Origin of the sequence: Paenibacillus hebaui (assembly GCF_051934385.1) — a bacterium.
In the GTDB taxonomy this organism is placed as follows: domain Bacteria; phylum Bacillota; class Bacilli; order Paenibacillales; family Paenibacillaceae; genus Paenibacillus.
In genome coordinates this window covers 4,575,469-4,602,042 of sequence record NZ_CP196836.1, presented here as the reverse complement: position 1 = coordinate 4,602,042, position 26,574 = coordinate 4,575,469, and the positions used below count along the sequence as shown (strand labels likewise).

At 36.9% G+C, this 26,574-nt stretch carries 21 protein-coding genes; all 21 read right to left on the bottom strand.

From position 1 onward, the window contains the following. Positions 1 to 283 precede the first annotated feature (283 nt). The 21 genes from ACR32F_RS20880 to ACR32F_RS20780 all read right to left on the bottom strand — a co-directional run bounded on the left by ACR32F_RS20880 (position 284) and on the right by ACR32F_RS20780 (position 26,565). Positions 284 to 7,426, bottom strand: a complete 7,143-nt coding sequence (locus tag ACR32F_RS20880) for a phage tail tape measure protein (RefSeq protein ID WP_440110376.1) — start codon at positions 7,424 to 7,426, stop codon at positions 284 to 286. A 131-nt stretch (positions 7,427 to 7,557) separates the two neighbouring features. After that, positions 7,558 to 8,049: a hypothetical protein gene (locus ACR32F_RS20875; protein WP_440110374.1), complete on the bottom strand. Its 492-nt coding sequence runs from the start codon at positions 8,047 to 8,049 to the stop codon at positions 7,558 to 7,560. Continuing rightward, positions 8,039 to 9,073 carry a tyrosine-type recombinase/integrase gene (locus ACR32F_RS20870; protein WP_440110372.1) on the bottom strand — a complete coding sequence of 345 codons (1,035 nt, stop codon included), beginning with the start codon at positions 9,071 to 9,073 and terminating at the stop codon, positions 8,039 to 8,041. The genes ACR32F_RS20875 and ACR32F_RS20870 overlap by 11 nt, the downstream gene beginning before the upstream one ends. Positions 9,074 to 9,142: 69 nt before the next feature. Continuing rightward, entirely contained in the window at positions 9,143 to 9,568 is a 426-nt protein-coding gene (locus ACR32F_RS20865; RefSeq protein ID WP_440110370.1) for a hypothetical protein, read from the bottom strand. Continuing rightward, complete coding sequence (locus ACR32F_RS20860; RefSeq protein ID WP_440110368.1) at positions 9,558 to 10,040, bottom strand: hypothetical protein; 483 nt, start codon at positions 10,038 to 10,040, stop codon at positions 9,558 to 9,560. Before ACR32F_RS20860 ends, ACR32F_RS20865 begins: the two co-directional genes overlap by 11 nt. Before the next feature lie 13 nt (positions 10,041 to 10,053). Then, positions 10,054 to 11,025 carry a glycosyltransferase family protein gene (locus tag ACR32F_RS20855; RefSeq protein ID WP_440110366.1) on the bottom strand — a complete coding sequence of 324 codons (972 nt, stop codon included), beginning with the start codon at positions 11,023 to 11,025 and terminating at the stop codon, positions 10,054 to 10,056. Next, entirely contained in the window at positions 11,015 to 12,022 is a 1,008-nt protein-coding gene (locus ACR32F_RS20850; RefSeq protein ID WP_440110364.1) for a glycosyltransferase family protein, read from the bottom strand. The genes ACR32F_RS20855 and ACR32F_RS20850 overlap by 11 nt, the downstream gene beginning before the upstream one ends. Beyond that, positions 11,985 to 12,764: a glycosyltransferase gene (locus tag ACR32F_RS20845; protein ID WP_440110362.1), complete on the bottom strand. Its 780-nt coding sequence runs from the start codon at positions 12,762 to 12,764 to the stop codon at positions 11,985 to 11,987. Before ACR32F_RS20845 ends, ACR32F_RS20850 begins: the two co-directional genes overlap by 38 nt. 56 nt (positions 12,765 to 12,820) lie before the next feature. Continuing rightward, on the bottom strand, positions 12,821 to 13,573 hold the full coding sequence (locus ACR32F_RS20840; RefSeq protein ID WP_440110360.1) for a hypothetical protein: 753 nt from the start codon (positions 13,571 to 13,573) through the stop codon (positions 12,821 to 12,823). 52 nt (positions 13,574 to 13,625) lie between these two features. Next, a complete protein-coding gene (locus tag ACR32F_RS20835) occupies positions 13,626 to 14,336 on the bottom strand; it encodes a hypothetical protein (protein WP_440110358.1) in 711 nt (236 codons plus the stop codon). 15 nt (positions 14,337 to 14,351) lie between these two features. Then, positions 14,352 to 14,822, bottom strand: a complete 471-nt coding sequence (locus tag ACR32F_RS20830) for a hypothetical protein (RefSeq protein ID WP_440110356.1) — start codon at positions 14,820 to 14,822, stop codon at positions 14,352 to 14,354. A 15-nt stretch (positions 14,823 to 14,837) separates the two neighbouring features. After that, the gene (locus ACR32F_RS20825; RefSeq protein WP_440110354.1) at positions 14,838 to 15,347 is read right to left on the bottom strand and encodes a hypothetical protein; all 510 of its coding nucleotides are present in this window, start codon (positions 15,345 to 15,347) and stop codon (positions 14,838 to 14,840) included. Positions 15,348 to 15,359: 12 nt separating this feature from the next. Then, positions 15,360 to 16,571: a hypothetical protein gene (locus ACR32F_RS20820; protein WP_440110352.1), complete on the bottom strand. Its 1,212-nt coding sequence runs from the start codon at positions 16,569 to 16,571 to the stop codon at positions 15,360 to 15,362. Positions 16,572 to 16,575: 4 nt separating this feature from the next. Beyond that, a complete protein-coding gene (locus ACR32F_RS20815; protein ID WP_440110350.1) occupies positions 16,576 to 17,004 on the bottom strand; it encodes a hypothetical protein in 429 nt (142 codons plus the stop codon). A gap of 15 nt (positions 17,005 to 17,019) precedes the next feature. After that, on the bottom strand, positions 17,020 to 17,688 hold the full coding sequence (locus ACR32F_RS20810) for a hypothetical protein (RefSeq protein ID WP_440110348.1): 669 nt from the start codon (positions 17,686 to 17,688) through the stop codon (positions 17,020 to 17,022). Between the two features lie 66 nt (positions 17,689 to 17,754). After that, positions 17,755 to 18,864 (bottom strand): hypothetical protein, encoded by a 1,110-nt coding sequence (locus ACR32F_RS20805; RefSeq protein ID WP_440110346.1) that lies wholly within the window; start codon positions 18,862 to 18,864, stop codon positions 17,755 to 17,757. Between the two features lie 36 nt (positions 18,865 to 18,900). Next, a complete protein-coding gene (locus ACR32F_RS20800) occupies positions 18,901 to 19,407 on the bottom strand; it encodes a hypothetical protein (protein ID WP_440110344.1) in 507 nt (168 codons plus the stop codon). A 27-nt stretch (positions 19,408 to 19,434) separates the two neighbouring features. Next, positions 19,435 to 20,955, bottom strand: a complete 1,521-nt coding sequence (locus ACR32F_RS20795; protein WP_440110342.1) for a hypothetical protein — start codon at positions 20,953 to 20,955, stop codon at positions 19,435 to 19,437. Between the two features lie 23 nt (positions 20,956 to 20,978). Further along, complete coding sequence (locus tag ACR32F_RS20790) at positions 20,979 to 22,544, bottom strand: hypothetical protein (protein ID WP_440110340.1); 1,566 nt, start codon at positions 22,542 to 22,544, stop codon at positions 20,979 to 20,981. A gap of 33 nt (positions 22,545 to 22,577) precedes the next feature. After that, positions 22,578 to 25,655, bottom strand: coding sequence for an LAGLIDADG family homing endonuclease (locus ACR32F_RS20785; protein WP_440110338.1), 3,078 nt, complete (start codon positions 25,653 to 25,655; stop codon positions 22,578 to 22,580). Continuing rightward, positions 25,648 to 26,565 (bottom strand): hypothetical protein, encoded by a 918-nt coding sequence (locus tag ACR32F_RS20780; RefSeq protein ID WP_440110336.1) that lies wholly within the window; start codon positions 26,563 to 26,565, stop codon positions 25,648 to 25,650. The genes ACR32F_RS20785 and ACR32F_RS20780 overlap by 8 nt, the downstream gene beginning before the upstream one ends. Positions 26,566 to 26,574 lie beyond the last annotated feature (9 nt).

Here is a 26,574-nt window from a genome sequence, read left to right as displayed (position 1 = left end):
CTCTATTCTATGTACTACTTGCAAATTGCTTACTGTCTGAACCAGTCATGAAACTAAAGCCACAATCACTACATATATAGACTGGGACATTGTGAATCATTGCTATAGTTTGATTGGTACGCTTTGACTTAGATGTATGATGCAAAGTAGCAAATGAACCGCATTGACATCGTTTTTTACCCATTACATTACTCCTCTCGAATACAATATAAGTCAAGGGTATGAAATCGTAAAGATAGATATAGAAAAAAGCACCCATTTCCGAGTGCTTAATTGTATTATTCTAGTATCCTTTTTTTCTTCGCTCAGAGGCAATTCTAGTAAAGAAATCTTTCGCTCCTGCTTCATCAGTGTTCAGTCTGTCAATATGTACATTAATGTCTCCATAAGTGGCGGGGGATAGAGTAGGAGATGTCGCTGGTCTAATTGCATCAAGGTTAAAATTACTCTTGAATCTATTGAACATATCTCTTGCCACATCAACAATTTTCAACACATTTGATGTATCTGACTTGTTCAAAACCATCTCTTTTTCATGCGCCAACAGTAATTTACCTTCTGACCCCCAAGCTGGAGTCATGCCACCAGTTTCAGCGCTAAAGATTTTCTGACTAACTAAATCCTTGAAACTACCATCTGGGAATCCATATACTGAACGCAACTGGTCATTGTTTGTCTTCAACTTGTTAAAATCATTCTCCAAATTTTTGTATTGAGCAGAAGACTTATCAAGCTTTTTCATATCGTTCTTGATTGACTCAGCAGACTGTTTATTGTTTAAATACTCAGTCCAAGCCTTTCTTGAAGCCATTGTCCCCTTAATTTTTTCAGTTTCGCTATTGCTGCTTCCGGGCTCTGGTGCTGAATAATCTCCACCTTTAAACTTGTTAAAAGCGTCTTGACTTTGTTGAAATTGATAGACTAAATTCTGCATCTCTTTTGACGTTTCGAATATATGAGTTTTCATGTTGGCGAATAACTTATCATATTCTCCACCAATAATCCCAAGTGTAGCAGTTACGACTGTTGCGTCCTCACTCATCAATCCTTTTTTCAGATCATAGAAATACTTCTGATCCTCAAGAATATCTTTATACTTTTGTTCAGTCTTTTTCTTTTCATCATCCAACTTATCGAGAGCATCTTGATGCTTCTTATCTTCCTCATCTTTGATCTTGTCGTTTACATCCTTACGACTATCAAGTTGATCCTGTAAACCTTGTTTAATAAGTTCGCGTTCACGGTCACGCTGAAACTTAGAAATTTCTTCTTCAACGGAAGCTAACTGTTCCTTAAGCGCTTTTCTCTTGGCATCAGCTTCAATGGAATCGTCTAAAGAGAGATCATTAATGTCACTAAGGATTTTATTTCTGTCCTTGGTTTTCTTCGCAAGTTCTTCCTCGTGATCATCAGAAGCATATTCTCGGTCAAGTGCTTTGAGTCGAGCATTGATATAATCATCAAATTGTTTCTGTTCATCATCAATATTCTTGGTGCGTTCCTCATGGCGCTTGTCTTCTTTTTCACGTTCTTTATCGATGGCATCCAGTGCTAAGTCACGTTGTTGTTCAATGACTTTTTTATATTCTTCGATAATGTTGTCGGCAGCGGATTCACGTAAGTCTTTGAGAGTTTTGTTAACATCGGCTAAAGCAGAGTTCGCTCCAAGTAACGACAAATTGAACTCTTGAAGTTTATCATTGTAATATGCGGTCATCTCGGCGTTCAATTTACCGCTTTTAAGTAATGATTTGGTGTACTCAATTTCTTTGGTTAAAACAGATCCCTTATGTTCTAGGATTGGAATTTGACTTTTTAGCTCTTTGTTGTATTCAACCGTACCCTCAGTCATCGATTGCAACTTGGCATCAGAAATAGCTAGTGCATCATCGTCAGCTTTGATTTGTTTATCATAAGAAGATAGTTGGCTATCAAATACATTCTTACGCTTATCATCAATTTGAGCCTGATAATCCCACCATTTAGCACTATTTTCAGCAATTTTAGCATCATACTCACCTTGAGTGATTTTCTGCTCCATTAGTTGTTGACGAATATCTTTGTTTTGTTGTTCAACTAATTTCTGCTCTTGCTGGAGATAGCTACTTTGAGCCATTTCCTCTTTGCGCCATTCGGGACTGTCTTGTGTGTATCGACTTTGTTTATTTGCCGACAATTCACGTTTGGATTGTAATTTGGCAATCGCATTATCAGTACCTGCAATTACACCTTCAACAATATCCAAGCCAAATTGATACGATTGCGCCTTATCCGATGATATATCTAACTTGGTCTCGCGAACGGCATCTGCTATTTCTTTACCTGCAGCATTTATGATTTCCGTTGTGATTTTACCGTCTGAGCTAGTGGTCGATTCGCCAACACCTTTAATACGTCGCGCGCTACGATACTTAGGTGCCCAATAACTACTGTTGAGGCTTTGTTCGCTAAGTCCACTTTCCGTACCCATTTGAATAAACTTACTGTTACCCGTATAAATGCCAACATGAGATGCGTTGTGTCCATCTTTGGTCTCAAAGAAGATCAGGTCGCCTTTTTTCAAGTCCTTTTTGGCTACAGCAGTACCTTGTTGCGATTGTTGAGCAGCAGTACGGGGAAGAGTGATATCCATGAACTCTTCAAAGAATTCTTGTACGAATTGAGAACAGTCAGCAAGTGCTCGTTTCTTAAAATCCTCAAATGTCCCCTTAAATTTTCCTTCGACTTGCTGATACTTAAATTGGCCCTGCATATTCAAAGCGGCATTGATCATGGTGTCTAGTTTGCTGTTTGATTTGCCAGAGCCAGAGGAAGAAGATGCTGAAGTAGAGGAGGAGCTGGTGCCAGAGATTGAATTATAGTTGGCTAAAACTTTAGGAGCATAAGCCTTTGTTTCCGAAAACGGAATGTTGCCCATCTGACCTTTTTTAATCCATTTATTCACATTTCCAGAACCCGCATTATACGCAGCTAGAGCATACTCAACATTCCCATTGTATTCCTTAAGAAGATTAGCAATGTGCTTTGTACCACCCGCAATGTTTTGTTCAGGATCATATGCGTTTTTAACACCCAGCCCTTTTGCGGTTTTCGGCATAAGTTGCATTAGTCCCATAGCTCCAGCGCCCGATTTAGCGTTAGGATTAAAAGTACTCTCAGTTTGAATAATGGCAGCCACGAGTCTTGGATCAACGCCGTTTTTAGAGGCGTATTTATTGATTATATCATCGTATTTACCAGAGTAACTGCCACCAGATGATGCTGTTGTAGTGGTGGTGGTCTTAACTTTGGTCGAAACTAATTCGGATGGATTCTTAAGGGCTTCCTCTTGAGTAGCGATTTTATCATCAAGCAATCTCTTTTCTTCTTTAAGACTCTTGATGTACTCTTTCGAACCCTTAACCATCATGCTACGTTCGTTTTGAACTTTCTTGGTAGCGTCTGCTAATTCAATAAGTTTCTTCTGAGTCTCAGTCAGAATTTCATTTGTCTCTGTGTAGGATTCATTGGATTTATCATTGGATTTAGTGGCATCTTTAGTTGCCTTTTCGCTGTCTTTGACTGCTTCAGTTCCATTTTCAATTGTTTGTTTGGTATCCTCGCCAATACCCTTCCATGTTTGAAGTGTAGCTATTAATTCGTTTAATTTTTCTTTTTCTTTGGTCAAGTCAGCCTGTTTATCTGATATAGGAGCCCTGACAGCGCCCATTCTAGATTCGGTCTTAATGTCTTCAAGGGTATCTTTACCAGCAATATCGGCATAATCATCTTTCATTTGATCAGCTAGTTTTTGCCGCGCGCTAATCTCTAGTTCTATGGCTGTAATACGAGCCATAGAGTTTTTGATTGCACTTTCAGTTTTCTTGATTTCGGAGTCAATAAATTCTGTCTTTTCATCCTTTTTAGCCGCTATGAATTTAAGAATTGCCTCTTTACTAAGCCCAGTTACCTTAATAAAGTCACCGTATTTCTCATTCATTTTCTTCACAGTTTCAGCAGAGAGGGTGTTTTTCTTTGATAACTCTAGTTGAGCCTTATTCAAAAGTTCAATCTCTTCTTTTGACTCAGTAGCCCATGTCGCCATCTCATCTAACTTTTGAGACATGACGCTCACTTTTTGACCAGTTTGATCAGCAGAACTGCTCAATCCGTCTGCTGAATCAGCAACACTATCAAGACCTTCTGCGACTGGCTGATAGTTTTGTTGAGATAAAGTGGACTGTAAATCTCTAAAGGAAGTTGCAGTAAGGGTTGTGATCCCCGGCATTTCTTTAAGTAGATTCATTCCTTCTTCTGCACTAGCCAAATCTTTACGTTGGATTGAATAGAAGACTTTTTTAATATTCTCGCTAAACTCATCAGATGAGACTCCACTTTCAGCGGCGGCGGCAGCATAAATATCTAAGAATTCACGAGTGAGACCCTTAATCTCAACATTGTTTGCTTCTTGCTCATCAACGAAAGATTGACCAGCACCCTTAAAAGCCAAAACCTTAGCATTCAAAGCGGTTTGAAATTCTGTTTTAGAGTTAGTGAGTAAATCAGTTTCTTCTTTTAAACGACCAGCTAGGTCTTTAATTGAATCTTGATACCAATCATAGTGAGCTTTATCTGTGACAGGATCAAACTGTTGTGCTTCTGATTTCTTCTGTTCGTATTCAGCAAGTAGTTCATTATACTTCTTCTCTTGATTTATCAAAGCATCTCTTTTACTCTCGATATCTTTTTCAATGTTTACAGAATTCGAGGTATAATCAAGTTCAGCAGCTAATCTTGAAGCTTTTAAATCTTCTTCTTTTAATGCGATTTGAGACTGGATGGCTTTATTATTTTCTTGAAGCGATTTGGTCTGTCCGTCAACATTTGTGGTAGTCACATTGTATTTACTAGACAATTCACTCTCAATCTGAGCAAGTTTAGACTTTTCTTCAAAACTTAGTTCAGTCTTTTTAGACAACTCATCATACTCTTTTGATAGAGATTTGAGATTTGAAAGATCGTATTGGTTCTGATTTAACTCTTCAGTTTTGTCTGTGAAATCTTCGGTTGCTTTGGTTGTGTCAGAGAAAAGACCTATAATCCACTCTAATCCGAGACCTAGTGCAGAAAATCCTAATCCAACCAGTGTAGCTGACCTTAATCCAAGCAATGCGGTTTTTGCAAATGTAGCCGCAGTACCAGCAGATCGAAGCCCACCCGCAGTTGCTTGGCTTGAAACAGTTAAACCTCGCAATCCAGCAGATGCTGTTGCAGCAGAAGGAGCAATATTGAACAATGCTCTAACTGTATTAACTATATCGATAAGCAGTAGTTTAAATGATGCTCTTAATAGAACTAACCCACTACCTACCACGCCTAAGACAACTGGCAGAGCACCAACAGTTTCAACAAGTGAAGCAACACCGTTCATCATGGATGCGAATAATGAAGTAAGTACAACAATTGAGTCGGAGATAATGGCATTACCAAAGGCAATGGACATAGTTTCCCAAGCTGTTTTCATCTTTGCAATGCGAGCTTCGAGTGACTGCATATATTTTTCATTTTCTCGCGCCGCCGAACCTTGAGAATGGAGAGCTGTTTCAGTGGCGGAAAGGGAAATATTGTAATTTTGCATTAATGCGAGAAATCTTGTGAGCTGCCACGTTCCGGCTAATTGAACAGCAGTATACTGCTGTTGTTCTTTGGATAATCCATTCCATTTACCTGCGAGTTCATCCAGAATTATAGGAACATCTTTAACTTCACCACTCATATCACGCATAGAGATACCAACCTTGGCTAACACACCTTCTGATTTTTTCATTGTGGTAAGCCTAGAGTAGATGGCTTTAAGGCTATTTCCTACAACTGCTCCCGATTCCCGAGTGGCGGTCGTAATTGCTGTAGTGTCACCAAGTAACTTCTCCATTGATACGCCGAAGGTATTTCCAGCGGCTCCAGCCTTCGTCAACGATAAGGCTAGATTTTGAGTTGTAATTGCGTAATTGTTATCGATCTCGTTCAACTTATTCGCAATTTCAATACTCTTGCTTGCTTCAACATTGTATATGGTCATTGCTGCCGTTAATGTATCTACAGCTTCACCCGGGGTTAACTCCGATATGTTCTGCAACAAAGTGGTTGTCTTTGCCAAATTCATGGTCTGATCTTCATCGAATCCCATACGTGCAAATCCAATAGCATTCTCGTTTACCTCTGTAATACTTCGACCCAACTCATTTGCCAATTGAATACTACGACTCAACATACCTTCAAAGTCAGTCGATTCATCCATTACACGTTTCAACTGTGTCATTTGACTATCTACTTGAATAACAACACTTACCATATCTCTCAATGCTCGTGTAACCATATATACAGATGAAGTTGCACCTGCCCACATAGCTACTTTAGAAGCTGCATCACCGAAACGTTGTCCTAATGTTCTGGTTTCATTTCCTGCAAGTTTGGCTTGAGTCGTTATCTGTGTTAACTTAGTTTGCAACTCTGTTAGCGCATTCTTATAATTACTAACTTTGCCTACATCTTTAAGTTGAGCATTTAGTGCATTCAACTCAGCAACAGCAGAGGAGTTGCCCTTGAATTTAGTTTGAGCTGACGTTATTTTCGCTTGCATATCAGCAACAGCTTTTTGCCTGTTCAAATTCTCAGTTATAGCTGCTGAATGTGCCTTATCCAATGCGTCTCGATCACGAGCAATCTTCTGCTCTTCGACAAATCGAGTCTTCAACTGATTGAGGAATTGCTGATTACGCTGTTCTTCTTCTTTAAGGTTTTTGTCAGCTAATGCCTTGCGTGTTGCATATTCCTGTTGAGCTACTTGTTCGCGCTGCTTATTAATGGCTTGCTCTTTTTGTAACGCATCTTGTTGTTGCTTGAGATAATCGGTGACTTGACTGTAATTTTTAACATTTCCAGCATTGTCTACATTGACACTAACTTGTTGACCAGTCTGATTCTTATATGTATTGGTTGTACTATTAATCTCGCCAAGTTTATTCTTATTGGCTCTGGTTCGTGCTAGGGAGTATCCATCTAACTCTTTCTCAAGTTGTTGTAGAGTTTTCTTTTGCTCTGAATAAGCTTTAGTTTCTTCATTAATCTTCTTTGTGTTCTGCGTGATAATTGAGCCATTAGAAAGTTGTTTCTGTGTAACTTTCTCAATAGAACCGTCTAGTTTTTTGGTTGTTACGATTGACTCATTAATTACCTTTTGCTGTTGTTCAAGTGCTGTGCTTAATACCTTAGTTGCAGTAACAAACTCATTCATAGCTTTAACAAACGACTTATCAATATCCACTTTCAAATTTAGCGATTTGAGGGAGGGATGACTGGCTAATGCCTTGATATCATTATTGATGTTCTTAATTGAACTACCAACGTTAATTGAACTGTCTATCAATATGCGCAAATCCGTGTTCATATTACTTAAATCACTTCCTTTTTGCTTCTAATATCTAAAGAGAAATAAAAAAGAAGCGATTCAAATGATCGCTTCCCAATGTTTACTCGTGTATGCATTTTTAACATATATATTTATATAAAATGGTAATTTTACATAAATCTTTCATGTTTAAATTCAATGACTCTATCTTTAATTTCTGACGACATCAGATGTTCATATAAAGCCTTAGCAATACCATTGGTATTAATATGAACTTCATTAACACCTCTCATTAATGCAATAGTTAGCACATAAAGAGACATCTCCTTGATGTCCATATTCTGGGCAGCATCAAATTTTTTTGTTTGAGATGTCCTTTTATTTAAATCTTTAACGATAATTAATGAACTGTCTCTTCCATAGTCAACTTCCATGATCACAGTAGGTTTTTGAATTGGGACAGATATACATTTAGATTGATTAATGGTGGAAGTGATCAAGGGAAGTTCGTAAGGAGATGGGGCAATGCTTGGCGATGGAAAGGGGGTATATTTTTTCATGTCAAAGACTAACTGACTAATATGTTTCTCCATTTTTAAATTGAAGTCCACAATTTCTTCTGGTGTTCCTTCAACTTCGATTCCGTTAATTTTAGCTTTCATCTTTTTTATCATCCTCGTTCCTTTTCTTGTTCTTGAGCTTGTTAATCTTATCCCGGACTTCAGCTTTAGATTGAGGTCTAATGTATGATTGCCTTGTAGTTTCAATAGATTTATGATTGGCAAGTTCTGCTGCAAGCGACATATCACCTGTCTTCTCATAAATGGAATTCAATTGTGTTTTACGTATACAGTGGGCATGGAAGTCATCTAGGCCAACAATCTCGCCAATCTTTCGAATGCGATTCTGAATTGTACCTTTGTCCATAGCTTTGTACTCATTCCTGTAACGAGTAATAAATAACGAATCAACTTTCAAATCGTCCATCTCTTTACGCATCTCAAGCCAAGTAGAAATTAAATCCCTACCTTCTTCTGAAAATACAACCTCAACTTTATATCCGCGTTTTTCACGAATATCCGTGAACATCATATTCTCTAAATCTAAAGATGAGAGGGTGAGTTTGGAAATTGCACCAATACGGTTTGCTGATTCAAGCATAACTTCCCAAATAATCTGATCCTGAATATCATATTTCTTCGTATCTTCTTTCAAGCCAACACGAATTAACTCCATTTCTTCATCATTCAAGAAGTAGGAGTTGATAATCTTTTCCTCGTTTGCGCCCTTCATGCGTTCTAATTGTTTATCAAAAGGATGCCTATCTACATATTTACGCTTAATGCTCCAGAGATAAAATGAACTTACGGCAGAGAGCTTAGTGTTAATTACTTTTTTATTGTTTTTCAGTGTTTCTTGGCAAAAAGCAATGAATGACTCCATTATCTCTACAGCGTTTTCGAAAAACTCTTCACTATAAAGATTGATATTGTCCCATTCTTCAGATAAGAAAACGAGAAATTGATTGAAGTAGTTCTCATATGCTCTGTATGTAGTTTCTTTGACATCTCGGTTCTTAATAATGCTACTATGTAAGTATTTCTCGTAAAGTTTCTTGTTTTCTGGAGAAATTAGTGCTTTGCGTTCGTTTGTAAAATATCTAATCTTAATGATCTTTGTAGCCAATTAACATCATCCTTACGTATATTGATCGTAACTTTCCAATGCCATAAATAACACGCTCCCTGTGTTCTATTATTTCAAAGCTATCCCTTGACGTTTTAAACCTTTATACATAGCTGCTTTGTGAGCTCCAGTGTTTCTTAATTCTTCTCGTGTTGCTTCAGTAAATGGACGCGGTACTCCTGCATAATCGAATGAAAAATTATACCCACTACCGGATTCCACGACTTCAGCAACGTTCCTGTCTCCATCTGAACGAATATTTTCAACTACTAGAGTTGTTTCACTAATCAATTCAGACTTCATACTTTCTTCACTGCCCAATAATCCTGTTCGAGAATACATCGTCGGCTCATACACATCATAGACTTCTTCTTTTACTTTTTCTTTCTGAATTTGCTTAACAGTCTTAGCTACATCATTAGCCAATGCTTTTCCAATAGGTTGATTCAACTTTTGAAGAAGCTTAATCAAATCCTGTTGCGTTTTAACCTGCATCTGCAATTTCCTGAGCTTGAGCAACTGAGTAGACAGCCATCTCAGCAATTACTTTAGCTGCATTTTGTTGAGCTACTTTGAATCGTTCTTCGAGTTTATCAAGTTCAGATTTAGGGAACTCATTGATCACCTCATTGGTGATTCCATTGTCCATAAACTTTCTTGAAATCTCGATCAGACTACCCAAACTCATTTTCTTCGGAAATGGGAGGTCAGTGAATTTCTTCATCACCAATACGTTAAATAGACTCAGAGTTCCACGAATCAATACATCATCCAGCTCAGTTTGAGATCTCAATTCCTCAACTAGAGCAATGTATTCTGTTACTGCATCTTCCATCAACGACTCACGAAAAAATGTATGTACGTTTACCTCATAATTTTCAGATGTCACATAGATTGTTTTACGTTGATTGTTCTTGCTATCTACAGCATTAAGTTTTGCCATCGTAAGCTTATTTGTTTTTGCCATTTGTTCATCTCCCTTATGGTTTATAACCATGATACGCATTGATAACTTGCTTAGCTCTCAAATCATAATTATGGTATTTGTACACAAACTGTTGTGCTCTTTTTGCTTTCCAAGTCCTATGTCTATCTGTCATATTCAAAACTTCATCAACCATGAGTAGCATCTCGTCGGTATTCTTTGGTAAATATACATGATCATGAAATAGGTATTCTTGAGCTGGTGTCCAAGGGCTAACTAACAATCCTCCACCTATAGACAGACTCTCATAAGGTCTCATCGAGGTTTGTGTAATAGATTTATCATCTAAATTTTGACCGATAATTACTTTACTTGATGAGTAAAGATAGGGGAGATCTTCATATGCACCATATCCTTTATAAATTGAAGGATGACTCAGCAAATTAATCTCACGATTAGAATCCATCCACCATTCATTGCCGTAAATACTCACGTCATATCCATTCTCAACAACTGGCATGATGAAACGTTTAGTCTGTTCAAATCTACGCTCATAGTTATTAGCAATAAGCACAATATCTCTTTGGATACCTGAATCGACTCGTTTGTGAAAGTTCGGATTGCAGCCAAATAACATCAACTCAGCTTGCTTGCCCTTGTTCCAGTAATTTGGTAAGCATTCCGCTGTAGTCGTAAAGATGTAGTCAGCATAGTCAGACCAGTAGTCACCAATCCAATGATCAAATGGGGTATCCTCAATTGAAAAGAATGCATGAAATATTCCTTTTTCTTTTGTATATTCAAATATACCTTCAGCAAAGTTAGCGAAACACTCAGAAAATACTATATCTACATGATTGTTCTCTATGTATTCTTTGAATAGTTCAACCTGTTGTTCCTTATCTTTATCCCATAGTTGATATATCCCATCCATAATGTGCACTTCATGTCCAAGATTACTGAATCCCGAAGCAACACCATATTTGATAAGGGAACTGTTATTCGTAAATAAAACTTTAAGACCCAATCACAACACCGCTTTTCAGTGTATATTCCTCAATCGCTTTTTCAATTTGCGCGAACCGAACTTCCCATGTGTTATCTGAAGCAATTAGTTTAGCTTTTTCCTTGAATCCTTCTACTTTAGATTTGACAATTGCCTCATCAACCTTAGCCAGAAACTCTTCGTCATTGTCTGCGGTAAGCACCGCCGAAGGATAAAGGTCTGTTTCGTGCCATTTTGTAGCTACGGTAATTGTTCCAGCAGCCAAGTGCTCATACATCTTAACTGGGGACGCTGATTGAGTAATGTTTGTTTTTGTATTAAAAGGAATAAGGCAAACATCTGCATGAGCGTAATAATCGTATAGCTCATCATGATTCTTGCATCCCAAGTTGATAACATTTGAGGGACACTGTTTACCGAATTCTAATCCCACAAATACAGTAGGATACTTTTCTGCAACTTTTTTGATTAGATATGTGCTCGTCCACGAGCCTAAAGCGCCGACAAATGCAACAATGGGGCCATTAATATCTTCATATTCCACTGGTCGTGTAGATTCTCTATCAATGTATTCTGATGGGGCTGCATTACGAACAAGATGTACATTATCATGCATTACGCTGCGGATATCGAACAGTCTTTGGCTAGATGTAAGGACAATATCAGCACTGTTTACCGCATACTCCTCAAATGGTGCCCAATCAGGAAATTCATCAATGCTGTCATAGATATTGATTTTTGCGTTAACTCTATCGAAATACTCAGCAGATTTTGCCCATGTAGCGTATGCAACATCAATTTTGATTTTTCCATGTTTGATGTCTTTCATTAGATTTTCAAAATTATGGACGACAAATAGGTTAGGTTCAACTTCTTCCGTGGAGTCGCCTGTCTGTGTGTTGTTACAAAAATAAACAGTCCATCCGTTACGGGCAAACTGTGAAAGGATTTGTTGTGGACGTTGTTTTAGAAAACTCCAGTTAAGTACAGGAAAATAAAGTATCGTTTTTGGTTTCATTCATAAACTCCCTTAATTGTTCTTGGCTCATAATGTGCTGACAATAAACGTGTAAATCACAAAAAAGCTCAAAGCCTTTATCTTGAGCCATCTTACAAAAATATGCGTCCTCGCCTTGTGGATGAAATCCGTATTTTATAGACTTATAAACTGATTTATCCAATAAAATGACTGCTCCCGTTAAATCCACTCGTTGCAATTTAGAGCAGAGTAGAGCAGGGGCAGTCTTAACATGATAGTTTGTAATGTGTCGATATTGTCCTCTATCATCAATCTTCATAATGTTTGGATATAGATATGGCTTATCTTGATCGGTCAAATATCCATTGTAAATCAATCCCGATATGATCTTTTTCCCGTGTTTAAGCAGTTTAGTAATTACATCGGATTCAACAAGGATATCTGTATCAATAAAGATTAGTTTATCAGTTCTGGTTTTAGTCATAATGTAATTCTTTAAATTGCTCAAATGCTTGTAGATATGTTCGTTTCTAATCTTAAACTCACGTTCGTCTTCGGGCATGCCATTGTTAATTACGTCAATTCGGATGTTGTTATACAAACCCTTATTGTCTTTCTTGAATTCCGTCAACAAATCATATGTCTTATCTAAACTATCATTGACAACAAAATGTAAATCGATTAACGACTTGGGGTAATTAATCTCAAATATCTTAAGTAAATATTGAGGTAGTATCCAGCTTCTATTGCGTACTGGTGCGGCTATCGTAATTGTCTTCATAAGTACTCCTAGAAAAAATTAGGGCCAAGCCAGTTAGACTTAGCCCCTATGTATTTTTAGTCTTGGTCGTCGTAAACGATCATATCAATCAGCGTATCAATACCGTCTACTTTTGCAGGGAAGAGGTCAAACACAAGAGTGAGTGTACTTGGATCTCCCTCGGAAGAGTTTGACAATGTGAAGTTTGGCTGAATTTTCGCCTTATAAAATACCATTTGAGAACCAACAGCTTCAGTACTAGTTTCATCAACCCAAATAGTGTCACCAACCAATTTCACATATTTAGGGAAACCTTTAGCAGTAAATGAAAGTTTATTGACCTGAGTAATCTCAGTTTGATAATAGACCTCAACTTCGTCTCCCGGTTGAACTGTAGCACCCGCTCCAATTGTGATTGTTTTATCCACAACAGTATGAGGCTGGTTTTCTTTTACAGACAAACCATTTACAAAAGGGAAGACTACAACATCACCAACAGGAGTTTTCTTCAGCGTTACAGTATTATCTGATGCCACCTGCAAAATTTCTGTTTTATAAACGTTTTGTTTTCCTTTTTTGATTTCTTCACCTGCTAAGAGAGCCAAGTGCTCAAGGGAAAAGATCTGAGTCTCAACCGTCAACGTTGCTGTTTTTTCTCCATCCCATGCAATACGACGTGTACCCGCACCCATTGCATATACACGGCTAGACGACAACTCAAGCGAAGAAGTGTTTGCATAGTCCATTTTCATCAATGGAGTGCTACTTACTAGATCAATAATTTGCAGATCCAAGATGTCCCGATTACCATAACGACCATCTACCAACATTAATATTTTCCTCCTAATATAAATAATCTCCAATCTAAAAAAAGAAAGGAGGTTAAAGTTTTGTTCTTTTTATCCACTCTGGCAGCTTTGTGTTTTCACCTAAGTGACCATTAGCCCAAACTGGATGAAGCCTGTTGAAGCTCTCTCTTACATTTAATCTTTCAAATTGCTCATAAACTTGATAGATAGTAAGTGTACCGACATTGAATATATTTATCCCATTGTTACCAGCATTACATAGGATAGATAGGATATCTTTTATCTCTAATTTGTCTTCTTTTTTTTGAGTCTTCTTTTTGAAGAAGTTGATACGATCCTGAAATGCCCTAGCCTTTGCCGTTTTCTTTGTTTCATACTCAGGTTCCATATCCATAGCGTTCAACAGTTTGATTGCAAGAGAGTAATCATTATAGTTACTTTTATTTACAAATTCAGTTCCATTCACTTTAAAGGAGCACGATTCAATATCAAAACATACAGAAGACCTGGTAAAAAACGATAAAGAATTAACCATGTACTCTCTGAGATTAGGATGATCTGTTAAAATATCATAATCAGAAGTATCTTTTATTAACTCATATTCCTCTTCAGAGACATTAAACAAATCAAGAAGTATTTTTTCTTTATCAAACAGAGAAAATTGTAATTTTAATAAATATTCTTCATATCCTATAGAAGCTATTTCGTCCATAGTGGGAGAATAAACATTGACTGCTCCATTAAAACTGATAGGTTGAGCCAAAAATAACTGAAGGCGATCCATGATTAAGTGGTCACCTCAATTAAAGTCATAAGTTTTATATGCAACATAGGACCCATGATAATCTGTATTTACACTTAGATGATCCATAGCGTAGAAATTTGCCTTTCCGACTCCAAGACCCTCAAAATCGTTGAATAGTTCATCTAATTTAATAGTAATGTAATCAGTTCTCAGTGATCCGTAACCAGTACGAAATAAGTCTTGATGTGTAAATACATTGAATGTAATAATTCCAGACTTATATGAGGCACCAACTTTTCTATAGGTTCCAAAAGTAATTGTTATATATGTCTTTTTTTCTGCCGAAGTTTTAGGGACAAATCTATATGGAAATATATGATTGTATAAAATTACTTCTGGATCTACGTCTTCTTTATCTAAAAAGTCCATATCGTTGTATACCAAAGCCTTTAATATCTCTTGAGAAGTTAAAATCCTGTCAATCACAACCAACTTATCCCTTGCTAAACTCTCAAATCTAGACATTTATAACTACATCCTTCAAATTACCTTATAATCTCTTACTAACTCATATTTCAGTGGCCCAATAATGTCTACAGATCTAGTATCATCAAACGTAGAGATTACATTCTTTAATTGATCTAGTGTTTGAGGTACTGTGCGATGAATTTCCTCACCCAAACTGTTCCTTGCAATCAGTAAATAGTTATTACCACACACCTCTAGATGACCAAGTTCATAGATGACACTGATACATTTGAGTACATCGATGGCAGTTACCTTGTTGAATTTGGTTTTATCAAAGGCCATTTTCATCTTGTTGTCCGTACCAATCGAATACGCAAATGCATATTTAGGATCGATAGGGACATCTAAATCAACATCGATTATCTCAACTGTGGGTGTGGCACTGATAACAATATCATTATCAATTCCAGATGAGTGTTGACGAGAGTTGGGGAGGGGAGAGAAAACGATCCATCCATTGTTAATCCCCTCGAAATAGTTTTCTACCTTGAGTTCGCCAAAACGAACAATTCCTTGACCCATATACACGCTCCTTTAAATTAGTGATTTTATTTTTATTTCTTTTTGCCCTGCGGATAGGCCATTTGCATTTTTGACATGCAGAATAACAGTACCTAGTTTGCGGTTACTGTTTGCTTTAACTACACATGTATTTGCGATTGGATCTTGCGAGGAGACTGATGCGAGGAGGGTAGGAGCGCCATCCAAATTTGTTAATGAAAATGAACTTTCATCAGAAATTTTAATGCCATTATTGAAGAAGTTTGCCACATACGTAGACTCGCGGTTTAAGTAAATATCATTTGCTCCGTCTATTGTAGCTGCATAATCATAATGGATGGTGGGGGCTACATAAATATTCAGTTTCTCAGTCAAGCCATAGGCACTCACATTAATCACGGCATCGCCTGATTGCAAAGCATTAATGTTGCCAAATGAATCAACTTGCACAATATCTGGATTGAAACTTTCATAAAAGACTTCAGGGTTGGATAGAGGCACATTATCTTTGAAAGCTTTAATTATAACCTTAGCACTCTGATATTGACTTATGGAAAGCGGATTGTCGTTAAGTAATGTCATAGAATACTTAGTTAACTTATTATAATCTGCAATACCCAGCTCTAAATTATCAACAGTTTCATCAATTTGATCGGACTGTAAACTCAAATTTACTAAGCCATCATCTGACATGTAGTCGGTGTCGATTACTTTGAAAGCTTCAGATCCTATAATGAAACGGTCATCACGGCTAAGTTTGATGGTGTGCTTGTTCATTTGTGTGGTGATTTGACGTCGACCTGCTGGAAGATTCATTATTTTGTCTTCCTCAACACCAAAATTGGAACGAGCATTATAGTACAATATAGAAGGTGAAGATTGTATAAAGCCTTCTTCATCAATCCATTTCAAGTCAAAGTTACACTTCTCAATTTTTCCTTTTGAGTATAATGAATTATGATCTGAATACAAGCATAGCCAAACCGTTCCATCTTCCTGAATTATCAAATTTCCCGCTTTAACCTCTAGACCCGGATACATTACGATAGACTTAATAGAGGGTACTTTACCATCCGACATTATATGTACTGGTGATTTCTCAAAAGAATCATTAAGATACACTTCTTCATAGGACAAGGAATTTGCAAAGTCGTTGTTATATATATTTTGATTTTGTTGTTTCTTAACAGCAGGAACAGAAGAGGGAAGAGTGCTAAGTCTTGCCTTTAATCCACTATATGACATATAGTCACCTATTCCATACATATGAAGAGTATGTGTATTGGACAATTAAGTTATCAACACGCTCTTGAATGTTATCCCGCAAATCCATTTTCGCTTTCAAATTGTTAGATTCGGCATAGCGTTTAAAGTCTGAATTATTTAAAGATAGTCGCATCTCTAATACATTGTTTACCTCTTTGTCCATCCACTCGACCTTCATCATCTCTGCCAATATTTCTTCTTCAAGTTCAGATAGATTACTATTAAAATGCTTATTAACTTCGTCACGATCCGATAGATTCTTCCTACAGTGAGTAAATTTTGCTATAGATGATTTCAAAAAGCTGAAAATATAATCCTCGTATGTATCAGTTGATTCTCTAAACAATTCATCCAACATATAATCTTGAATTTTCGTGCTGAAACGTTCATAGATATTTACAAATGGAGTCATTTAAACACGCCCATCTTAATTTTGCTCTTGGTTAGCCAACTCAATCAAACTATTCCCAATGTAATCATCAATAGCTTTGATTTTATTGAAATCCCCAAATCGATTATCTTGAGATTTGATTCCTTGAATGTATCGTTGAATAAAAGTCTCTTTTTGAACCTTAGTCAAACCTTTGAGCACAGACATCATTTCAGATGTAGGCAAATCAACCAATTTTTCAAGTTTATCTTTGTTCAAAATGTTTTCATAATCTGAATCCAGATAGAGAGCTTTAACAACATTTTTATTCAAGATGAAATATGCCCCGTTGCGAGTTAACTCAGGATGATTGTAGTAAATAGCACGAAGTTCTTCGTAGGTTACGGATCGCGTAGCACCAAACTCTGGAAGGTAAAGTGGTTGAGGAGAATTGCCCTTTAAGTTCAATCCACCTTCGATCAGACTTACAATCTTAACTAATTGATTTGAGTTAATATTCAATTCTTCTTCAATGTCGTAATACTCGTCTTTTTCTTTTTCAATAGCTGGAGAGACAGACTGAGTTGCAACTTTATCTTCAAGTAATTGCTTAACCATCGCCCTTAACTCTTCAATCTCGGACGACATCTTTTCTTTCTCTAAAGCACTTTCATCTACAACATCTTTTACAAGTTCAGCGTTGGTTGTCTTTCTTGGTGCTGCCATAAATTAAAACACTCCCTTTGTGAATATAAAATAGGGGCACTATAAAAGCACCCCTTGTTCAATCTATTACGCCAACGAGTTCCACATAGCATATCGACCACTGGTTACGATTTTTACATCCCACCGTTGATGGATAGTGTAGTCTACGGACAAGTCTGCATTTTGAGTTGCTTGAGATTCAATAATTTGAGTGTTACCCTCAAAGCCGATTTTAACAATCTTTTGAACAGCAGAAGAGAGAATCAGTAGAGTTTCTTCGTCAATAGCGAAGTCATCTGTGTTCGGAATCAAGCGTTGCTCCAACTCAAAGAGATCAGTGCCTTGGAAGTTTGTGAGGTATCCATTAGTATTATATTTATCACCTAGACCAAACTTGAAGTACTGATCAGCAGGAACCACTTTGGACAGTGCCAATTTAGAACCAAAAGCAGCGGCACTACCGCCACCGTTAGCAGCTACAACACGTTGGGTGAGACGATTAAATTTGTCTTGTGCAAATGCACCAGTCTCTTTGTAGCCAGCTCCCAATGTGGGATAGCTATCAATAATTGCATTATATACATCGACTGTGATTTGAGTTTCAACTGAACGCACAACTCGCGTAACGAATTCTCCCCAATTGACTTTACCTGAAACAATACGATACCAATCCTCACCTACTGTGATAATGTGATTTACAGGAGTAAGAACTACATCGCTACCAAGCAAACGTTGGCGAGTACCTTTACGTTTACCGTTGGACGCAGTGGACACAACAAACAAGTCGCTGTTTGGTACATTAAATACCATATTATCTCCCCAACCTACAGATTTGACATCTGCAAATTGATTAAAATTATCCAATACTGTCTCAGGTACGATAATGTCCAACATCTCTGAAATTAGAGAGAACATTGTCCACTTAACAGTAGGATGACTTTGGAGCGCTGTTTCATTAAATTGATGTTCGGAAGGCAAGTTTGCGTATTTAACAGCAATAGATGTTAAATTTTTAGAGAACAAATCTTGTTTATCTTGTAAAGACAAAGTTCCAGCATATTGTCGAAGTTTACTCTTTTCAGATTCACTAGTGGAATTTTCGTAGCGATAGTGATGGAAAAGCTCTACACCAGCCTGTACAATATCTTTTTGTTGTTCATCGAGTTTGTTGTATCTCATAGAAAAATAGGGTTTCATTAATTGTTATCTCCTTGGATTATAATATTGGTTAAATTAAACAGAACGTACAACAAGCAATTTAGTGGCGGGGATACGACGATTTCCCACAGAGATAGTTGTTTTGTCCACAACTTTCATAGCTACCAATGTGTTTCCAGTAAGGTCGTCTGCTACAGTAGGTTTAATATCTCCATTCACTGGTACAACATATTTACCTTTAACAGTAACGCCAGTAATACCGTCATCAGTAATGGTAAAGTCATCACCAACTTTTAGATGGAAGGCTGTTGCAGGTCTATTGGCAGGGTTAGTGAACAGAGTTACATCTGTAAGATCGATGCGAAGACCATTTACCTCAATGAGTTCTGGTGAGCGAACCAACAGAACGTCTTCTTTTGTGACATCGGTAGGTGTAGCAGCTACATATAAGTCTGGCTGACCAGAAACTTGTCCAGTTATAGTTACAAAACTACCATTGGGCATATCTACTGTATTTCTTACATTTTTAACAAAGGCATCAACATTAGTTCCTGCCATAGTACCTAGATTAACAATTTGCATTTAAAAATCTCCTTTAATTATATATAATTACTTGCTAAGACGAGACCAAACATCTTTTGATGTAGATGCTTCAGGTTTTTCATCATTTTCAATAGGCAATGTACCCATTTGACTAAAATCTACTTTCACATCTTTATTGCTTTCGGAAATTCTATCATAGGCAAATGCTTTGATATCTTTTTCAAACTCAATAACAGAATTGTAAGAAGCGACTTTCTCACGCCATTCAGTCAACTCTTCTTTGGAAAAGGCTCGTGCAATTTTCGAAAAGATGACTTCAACTTGCTCGTTTTTCTCTTTGTCTTCGACTGATTTTTGATATTCTTTTAGTTGCTCTATAGTAGCATTCAGTCCTTCAATTTCACTTTCTTTTTGAGTCAGTTGCTCTTGAACAACGCTAAACTTATCGTTCAGTTCAATGTAATCGTTTTGTTTGGTGGAAATTTCATCTTTGAGATCATTGATTGCTTTTACCGCATACTCTTTATGTTCATCAACCACTACTTTTGCAAAACTCACTTCAACTTCATCGGCACTGCCATTATCCCAGTCGGTTGGTACATATTTAATCTTAGTTGCAGATTCAAAGTTGAAGGAAACATTATCACCATTCTTTGAATATGGGATTCGTACATCTTGATAATCATTCATTCGATCAACTGCATACACATTCTGATCGTCAAAGTCACGTAAGTAATATCTTACAACCTCAATCTCTTCATCCCACCAATTCATTGTTTCGTATTTAACTTCTGAAAGTTTACGACTCAATTCCTCGCTAAGTTGTCCAACTGTGAGATTAAAGGAGGTTGCGATTTCTTTTTTAGTTTTCAAATCTTCGTTCTCCCTTTGTTTAGTTTCTTTTATTTCATTTGTTGCAAAGTTTTGTTTGAATTTTTCCATCATCGTATTAACCTCATCTGAAAATTCTGAGAAGTCAGTAGAGGTGAATTGCAATTCGATTGTTGAGTTATGCATAGCAGGTTGAACGTTCTCGCCAAGGCCACACGCGCCATAGAACTGAAATTTAGTAAAGTGGAAACAGTTATCATCTCCCCACTCACCTTCAAATTCATCTGATAGCTCCATAGACTGACCCTTAATAATATCTCTATTCATAATGTCAACAGAATCATCAAATTTAGTCCACAACAGTGCCTCAACCGTTAAAAATGTTCTTGTTGCACCATCGTCACACAATCTATCCTCGAATGTAGCATTATTGGATTCAGGAATTATACCTATGGCTTTGCCGAGATATTTAGTGGCAATGTCTCCATCTTTTCTAACTAATATTTCTCGATGATCAGAGAAGTCCATCTGTCCAGTTGATCTATTGCTTTCTACATATGCTAGTACAGGAGTGTTACTGAGAGAGGGAATAGCATCTTCAATTACTTCCTTGGAGAAGTATGATCCATTATGATTCTTACCAGTGTGACAAAGCCAAATTTTCACCTTTTGAAATCTAATATCTGATTCTTCAGACTCATATGTATTTACAGATTGGAATAGTATAGGTATGTTTCTAGAAACTTTATTGTTCAATTAATTATCACCTCCCTTCATTGTTAAATGTCCAAATTCGAGTCGTTGTCTCGTGTTTTTTCTCCGCTATCAGTAAGATTGGATTTTCGCGGAGCGCCGACTTCATTTCCCGATTGGACGTGAGAAGAGGAGAGAGGACGCATTCTGTCTTTTAAATCTATGGAATCCTCAAGGTTTATTAAATTGGAGAATTCTTGTGGGGTTTTTCCCATCGCTGTAGCAACGTAGGTTACGGGAGCTCCATATTGTGCGGCTTTTATGGCACGATCAAATCTCTCTTGTTGATCAAATCGAGTACCCTCAAGATGACACTTAAACCTGTATTTACCCGTAGTTTGACGCAATTGGAAGTTGATAAATCTTTCGAACTGTCTATAAATTCTATATACAAACATTTCATCAGTTTTAATGGATGCTGCCAAACCAGAACCATTCAGTTGCTTTTCGCCAAACAGTACAGGGGATGTGCCCGACGTTTCCCAGAACTCACTATTACCTAAACCTACAATGCTATCCTTGCTATCCGCTTGTTTGAAATCCAATGCTTCAGTTTCCAAAGGGGTAGTTACAACTTTAACTCCTTGAGGTACAGCGGCTTGCATAAGTGCAGAAAATTGACCAGCAGTATCAGCCATGATAGCAAAGTCGTCTTTTTGCTTTCCACTCTTTCCTGCACCATCTTTATGCATAGGAATTTTATTGACCAATAGTTTCCATACATCTAGAGAGGTTTTTGTTTTAAGTAATTCTTTGTAGTTGACGATTTCAATACTGTCTAAAAACAATCCCATTAGAGGAGGAGAGAGACCAGCGCGAGTATCATCAAACTTGAAAGTCCATGCTTTAGCTGGATCTAGTTTTTGCCAAAAGCTATATTGACCAGTTTCATATCCAGATTTCTTCTTAGAGTGTTCTTTTTCTCCAATAAAATTATTGTAGTATTCTCGAAAGTCGGGATGAAAATCATCTAAGCTTACACCCGGATTTAAAAAGTACGACATGTTGAACGCAAACTGGTATCCTAGATCATTTCTTGACCATATTTTACAGTAGTTGCTTGGTAATTCTTGAAGTCGTATACCATTTTCGCTTTCACGAAGATAATAATATTTTGCATCTTCGAGAATCATTCCTTCGGCTACTTTATGTAGTTCAGACACTAAATCAAAATCTTCGATCCACTGCAATGCCTTAGAATATGACTTTTTGAACGCTTTACTTTTCATGTCTTCAGCATCTGCATTTGTTGGTTCCAAATAGTGGTCATATGTAAGTATTTCAGACATATAGATAACAAGTTTCTTGAACTGCATGATAAAATTGAACAAGTATTGAGATAAATCCTTCAATTCTCGTTCGTGATTTTTCGGATCAGCCAACATTCTTTTTACGCTATCACGGTTAAATTTAGCAGGGGACATATTCATATCTTTAAGAATTTGATTTTGCCAAATTGGACTAATCATTGATGGGTTGTTCATAGCGCTGAATAAAACTTGTGTGAATTTTCTTGCGTACTCTTCGTTAAAATCAATGCTGGTTTCTTCTGTCACTTCTTTTGCTTCCGGTTTCTTAGGTGTGCTTTTCATTTTTCACCCACTTTCATTTATGTGTTTAGTAAATCATGTGAAGAAATAGTCAAGGTAATTTACCTCTTCTTCGTCACGTTTTACGTCTTCGTATGTTTTCAAGTAATACAGCACATAGGCGAGTGCCGCCCAAATATCTTTCTCAGTTTTCTTAACCACCTGATCCACACCAAGTTTACCACCCTGTTTTTGAACCAACTTCAAGTTGGCAACCTGATCGATTAGTTGATCTGTTTGATAGTGCGCAGCTTTAACTTGATTTATTTCTGTGTCTTTTTCTTTTGCTTTTGTGGTCTTGCTGTTTAGGTCAAGCATTTTTTCAGGCACAAGAAGCTTCAGCCTTCCGCTCTCAACAAAGTCAATGAAGTTTGTTATGATATCTGTCTGTATACCTTGAGCTTTCAGACTAAATATCTTTAATAGAGATATTCCGTCCTGTGGTACTTCGTCTGTGTTTATTGTATCCCAGCTATCATACGGATCGCTTAACAGAGGATCATAGGTTTCCTTCATAAGTTCCTCAACTACACCTTGTCCAATACCATTAGCATCTACAACAGTCACATTACCAGAATAGTGCTTGTCGAGTCTTTTCAAAAACATTGCTTGATCGCTAAAATTTGTTCCATTGGGAGGGATGAAGATATTTGCAACAGTGACAGACTTAATGGTTCCGTTAGCATTTCTCTCAACTTCCGCAACAACGAACGCTGATTTATTATTATTGTTCGATTGAGATCGCGCAATATCCGCTCCTACATAATATTCCCTGTTCTTTTTCGGAGTAATAGACGCTCTATTAACGGTTCTGAGTTCCATTAATTTATTGATGTTAACAAGAGCACCGTCACTAACTCCACACCATCGAGATTCGTAGTTTTGAGCAAATGAAATAGCACTTGTAGTGGGGTCGTCTTTTTTGGCTAAAATTTGTGTTCTAGTTTCTCCTCGACCATAATGACAAGGAAGTTCCCAACTTGCACCTAAGACCATTTTTCCCTTTAAATCAGCCATATCATCGATCATGTTACTTAGTCGAATGAATTCGTCGCTGCCTCGATATCCACTTGTAGTGAGGTAATTTATCATACCGTTCAATTCATAAGGATTGATTGCAGATAATTTACCTATGGTTCTGCGTGGTACGTTAACTACTGGTTCCAGCGCATCTTTAAAAAGAGCGTTATTTAACAAAGCGGATTCTTCAACATTCAATCTTCTTCTACGTTGTCCTTTTGAGTTTTGAGCATTAGCAAGGACACTGTAAATTGCACCAGAAGTAAAAATGACTTCAACCTGATCTTTTGAGAAACTAGATTTCACGATTTCATTATTCATGAGCGGAAACCATTTTATAATCTCATTATGTTTTTCTTCACTAATAGAAGAAGCATTTTCTCTTGTTTGTGCGCTCATGGCTATTGTAATATCTGGGAAGAAAATACAAGTATGATAAATACTTAGCAATTCTAACATCGTATTGTGACTGATTATGCCGTTTGAAACGAAGCTATTTGTTTCAGGAAGAGATATATCATAGACATGATTTTGACTGTCCTCAACCGACTTAACTCTAGAGAAGAGGTAATGTTGATTGAACAGATTGGAGAAGTACTCATATTGAGAGGAATTATGTGAATCGTTGAGATTTAATATAAACTCAAGTTTTTCATAGGTTAGATCATTGTTACCTTTAAGAACATTGTATAGTTTGTCATACGAATAAGGGTTGCTTTTCTTCACATCTTGATAGAATGTATTTACTCTTGTACGTTGGTAAGGAATAATATCTTTATTGGCATTCCTTTTGACATTGGTGCAAATTTCATTCAGTTTTTTTTTCTTTCTTAAACACGAAAATCCGATTTCCTTATTAAATATGTCAACATTCTTACCAAAAATACATAAAGTAAAAGCATATGTATTGAATTTCTTATTATTTTTTCTAGTTCTTGTAGAAACGATTCCGAAGTTTAACAGTGTTGTTTGAACTTGTTTGCTTAGTTTTTCTGAAGCGGTGCAATACTCAATGTATGCATTAGAAATGCCACCATCAGTATCAAAAAGACCTCTAATAAAAGCGGCAATATTCTCTTTTGTACTTTCTAAAATTACCCTAGGAATAGATTTATGATATGCATTTACTTGATCGAGTCCTAAAAGTTTAAATAAATGCCTAACATAAGATCCATTCACCAGATAATCAATATCATTTTTTTTTACAACGGGTCTACCTAGAACGTTTTGAAAATAGTTAGTGAATCTCTCGATCATATCAGTGTCTTTTGAAGAAAACATTATAGAGTTATGTCTCGTCATACATCCATCGCCAACCAAATAGCCTAGAATTAAAGACAATTCTTCATCGAGCATGTGTGGTATTTTACAAGCACATTTTTCCACTTTCCAACGAGATCCGTTACTTAACTCTTCTAGATAAGAGTCCATATCAAGGTCAAGGAATACTTTATTACCCCAAGTGTCTACATTTCTTTTGATAGGTAAGTAGTCACCTAACTTGATATCCTCTGTTTTCTTCCACACTAACTCACCGTTAGAATCAAGAACGAGTAGGGGGTGATTCAATGTCGCCTCGACTTCATATCCTTCTTCGGTAGCCACTTTTTTAGTTGGGAGATATCCGCTATAGACACCAGCATTAGTTTTTTCTATTTTCCCATATCTATTGACAGCTTCTATGTTCTGTTTACTAAATTTCTCAACGTTAGAAGAATCATAGTCGAAAAATTCTCCTATTTCCTTAATGCCCTGTGACGTAAATATTAGGGTGTCGCCAGTTACACATTTTCCAAAACCACGGGGGAACACACCATATGTACTTACAAATCTACTCATAGATCTTAAAAATACTCTCTGATCTAAGTCTAGCCTCATGCCGCCTTTTTCTGGTGTAATTAAGTCATAAAATAAATCAGGAAACCACTTACTCCACTGGACAAACTCAACCCATTTGGTTAGATTTTTATCAAATGAATTGCTTTTCTTGTCGTCGATTTTAACAGGAGAGTTAAACTCAGCGTTGGTTCCAACTCTAGAGCTCTTCTTAGTATGCTTGAAGTTATCGCTTTGGAAGTTACTATAATTAGCCATGATCCGATTCTTCCTTATTCAAATCACTCATCTGGCTTTCATAATCCATTTTTCTCTTGTCATAAAATTCGTAAATTTCTTTATATTCGCAAGAAGGTAAGCCCTTGATGTCACGGACGTAGTTAATATAGCACCATAAAGTAACATCTACCTTATCTTTTGGTTGCTCAATGAATGAGGGGAGGAGTCCCATTATTTCGTGATTTTCTTCAACTATCCTAGCTAATTGCCCAAACCCATCGAGACCTCCAGATAAATCTGCTTTGCTCATTTGCGATGGTTTAAGTTTTCCAGCTTCTGCTACGTCTTTTACCATTGCAGCCCATTCTTTGGCTCCTTTGAGATCTCCACTTGATTTTGCAAGAGTTTCTTTTACTTTGTTTACACAAAATTCTCTGAAGTACTCCTCATGCATAGTAGTTAAGAGCTGAAAACTAGACTTTAACTGTTGGTACTTATTTTCAAATAGTATGTATTCATCATCTGGATACCCATAACCATATTTGTCTTTTAGTTCGCTTATGTCGTATTCACTGCTAATATTTATCTGACTTTTTGTTCTCGGCTCTTGGATATCTTCAGTTAGTACTGAGTCCTTCCATGTTAAATCCTTGAACTTCTTAAGTTGAATTGTTTTTATGTATAAACCAAAAGTATCTTGTCTTTTTAATGTTGCTTCTTCTATTGCTGATTCCCAGATAGACGCAATGAATGGTCTATTCATTTGTAACAATGCATCTTTTACGGTTTGCATATTAGAGTAGTCTATATTCTTTTTCAGGCATGGTTTACAAACACCGAATCTACCGTCTGCGTCAAATTTGCTTCCTGAGACATAAAAGTCTGTAACGTTTTTATCTCGTTCACATGTATTACAATATTTTTTTTCTTTGATCGATTTACTATCCATAAATCACCT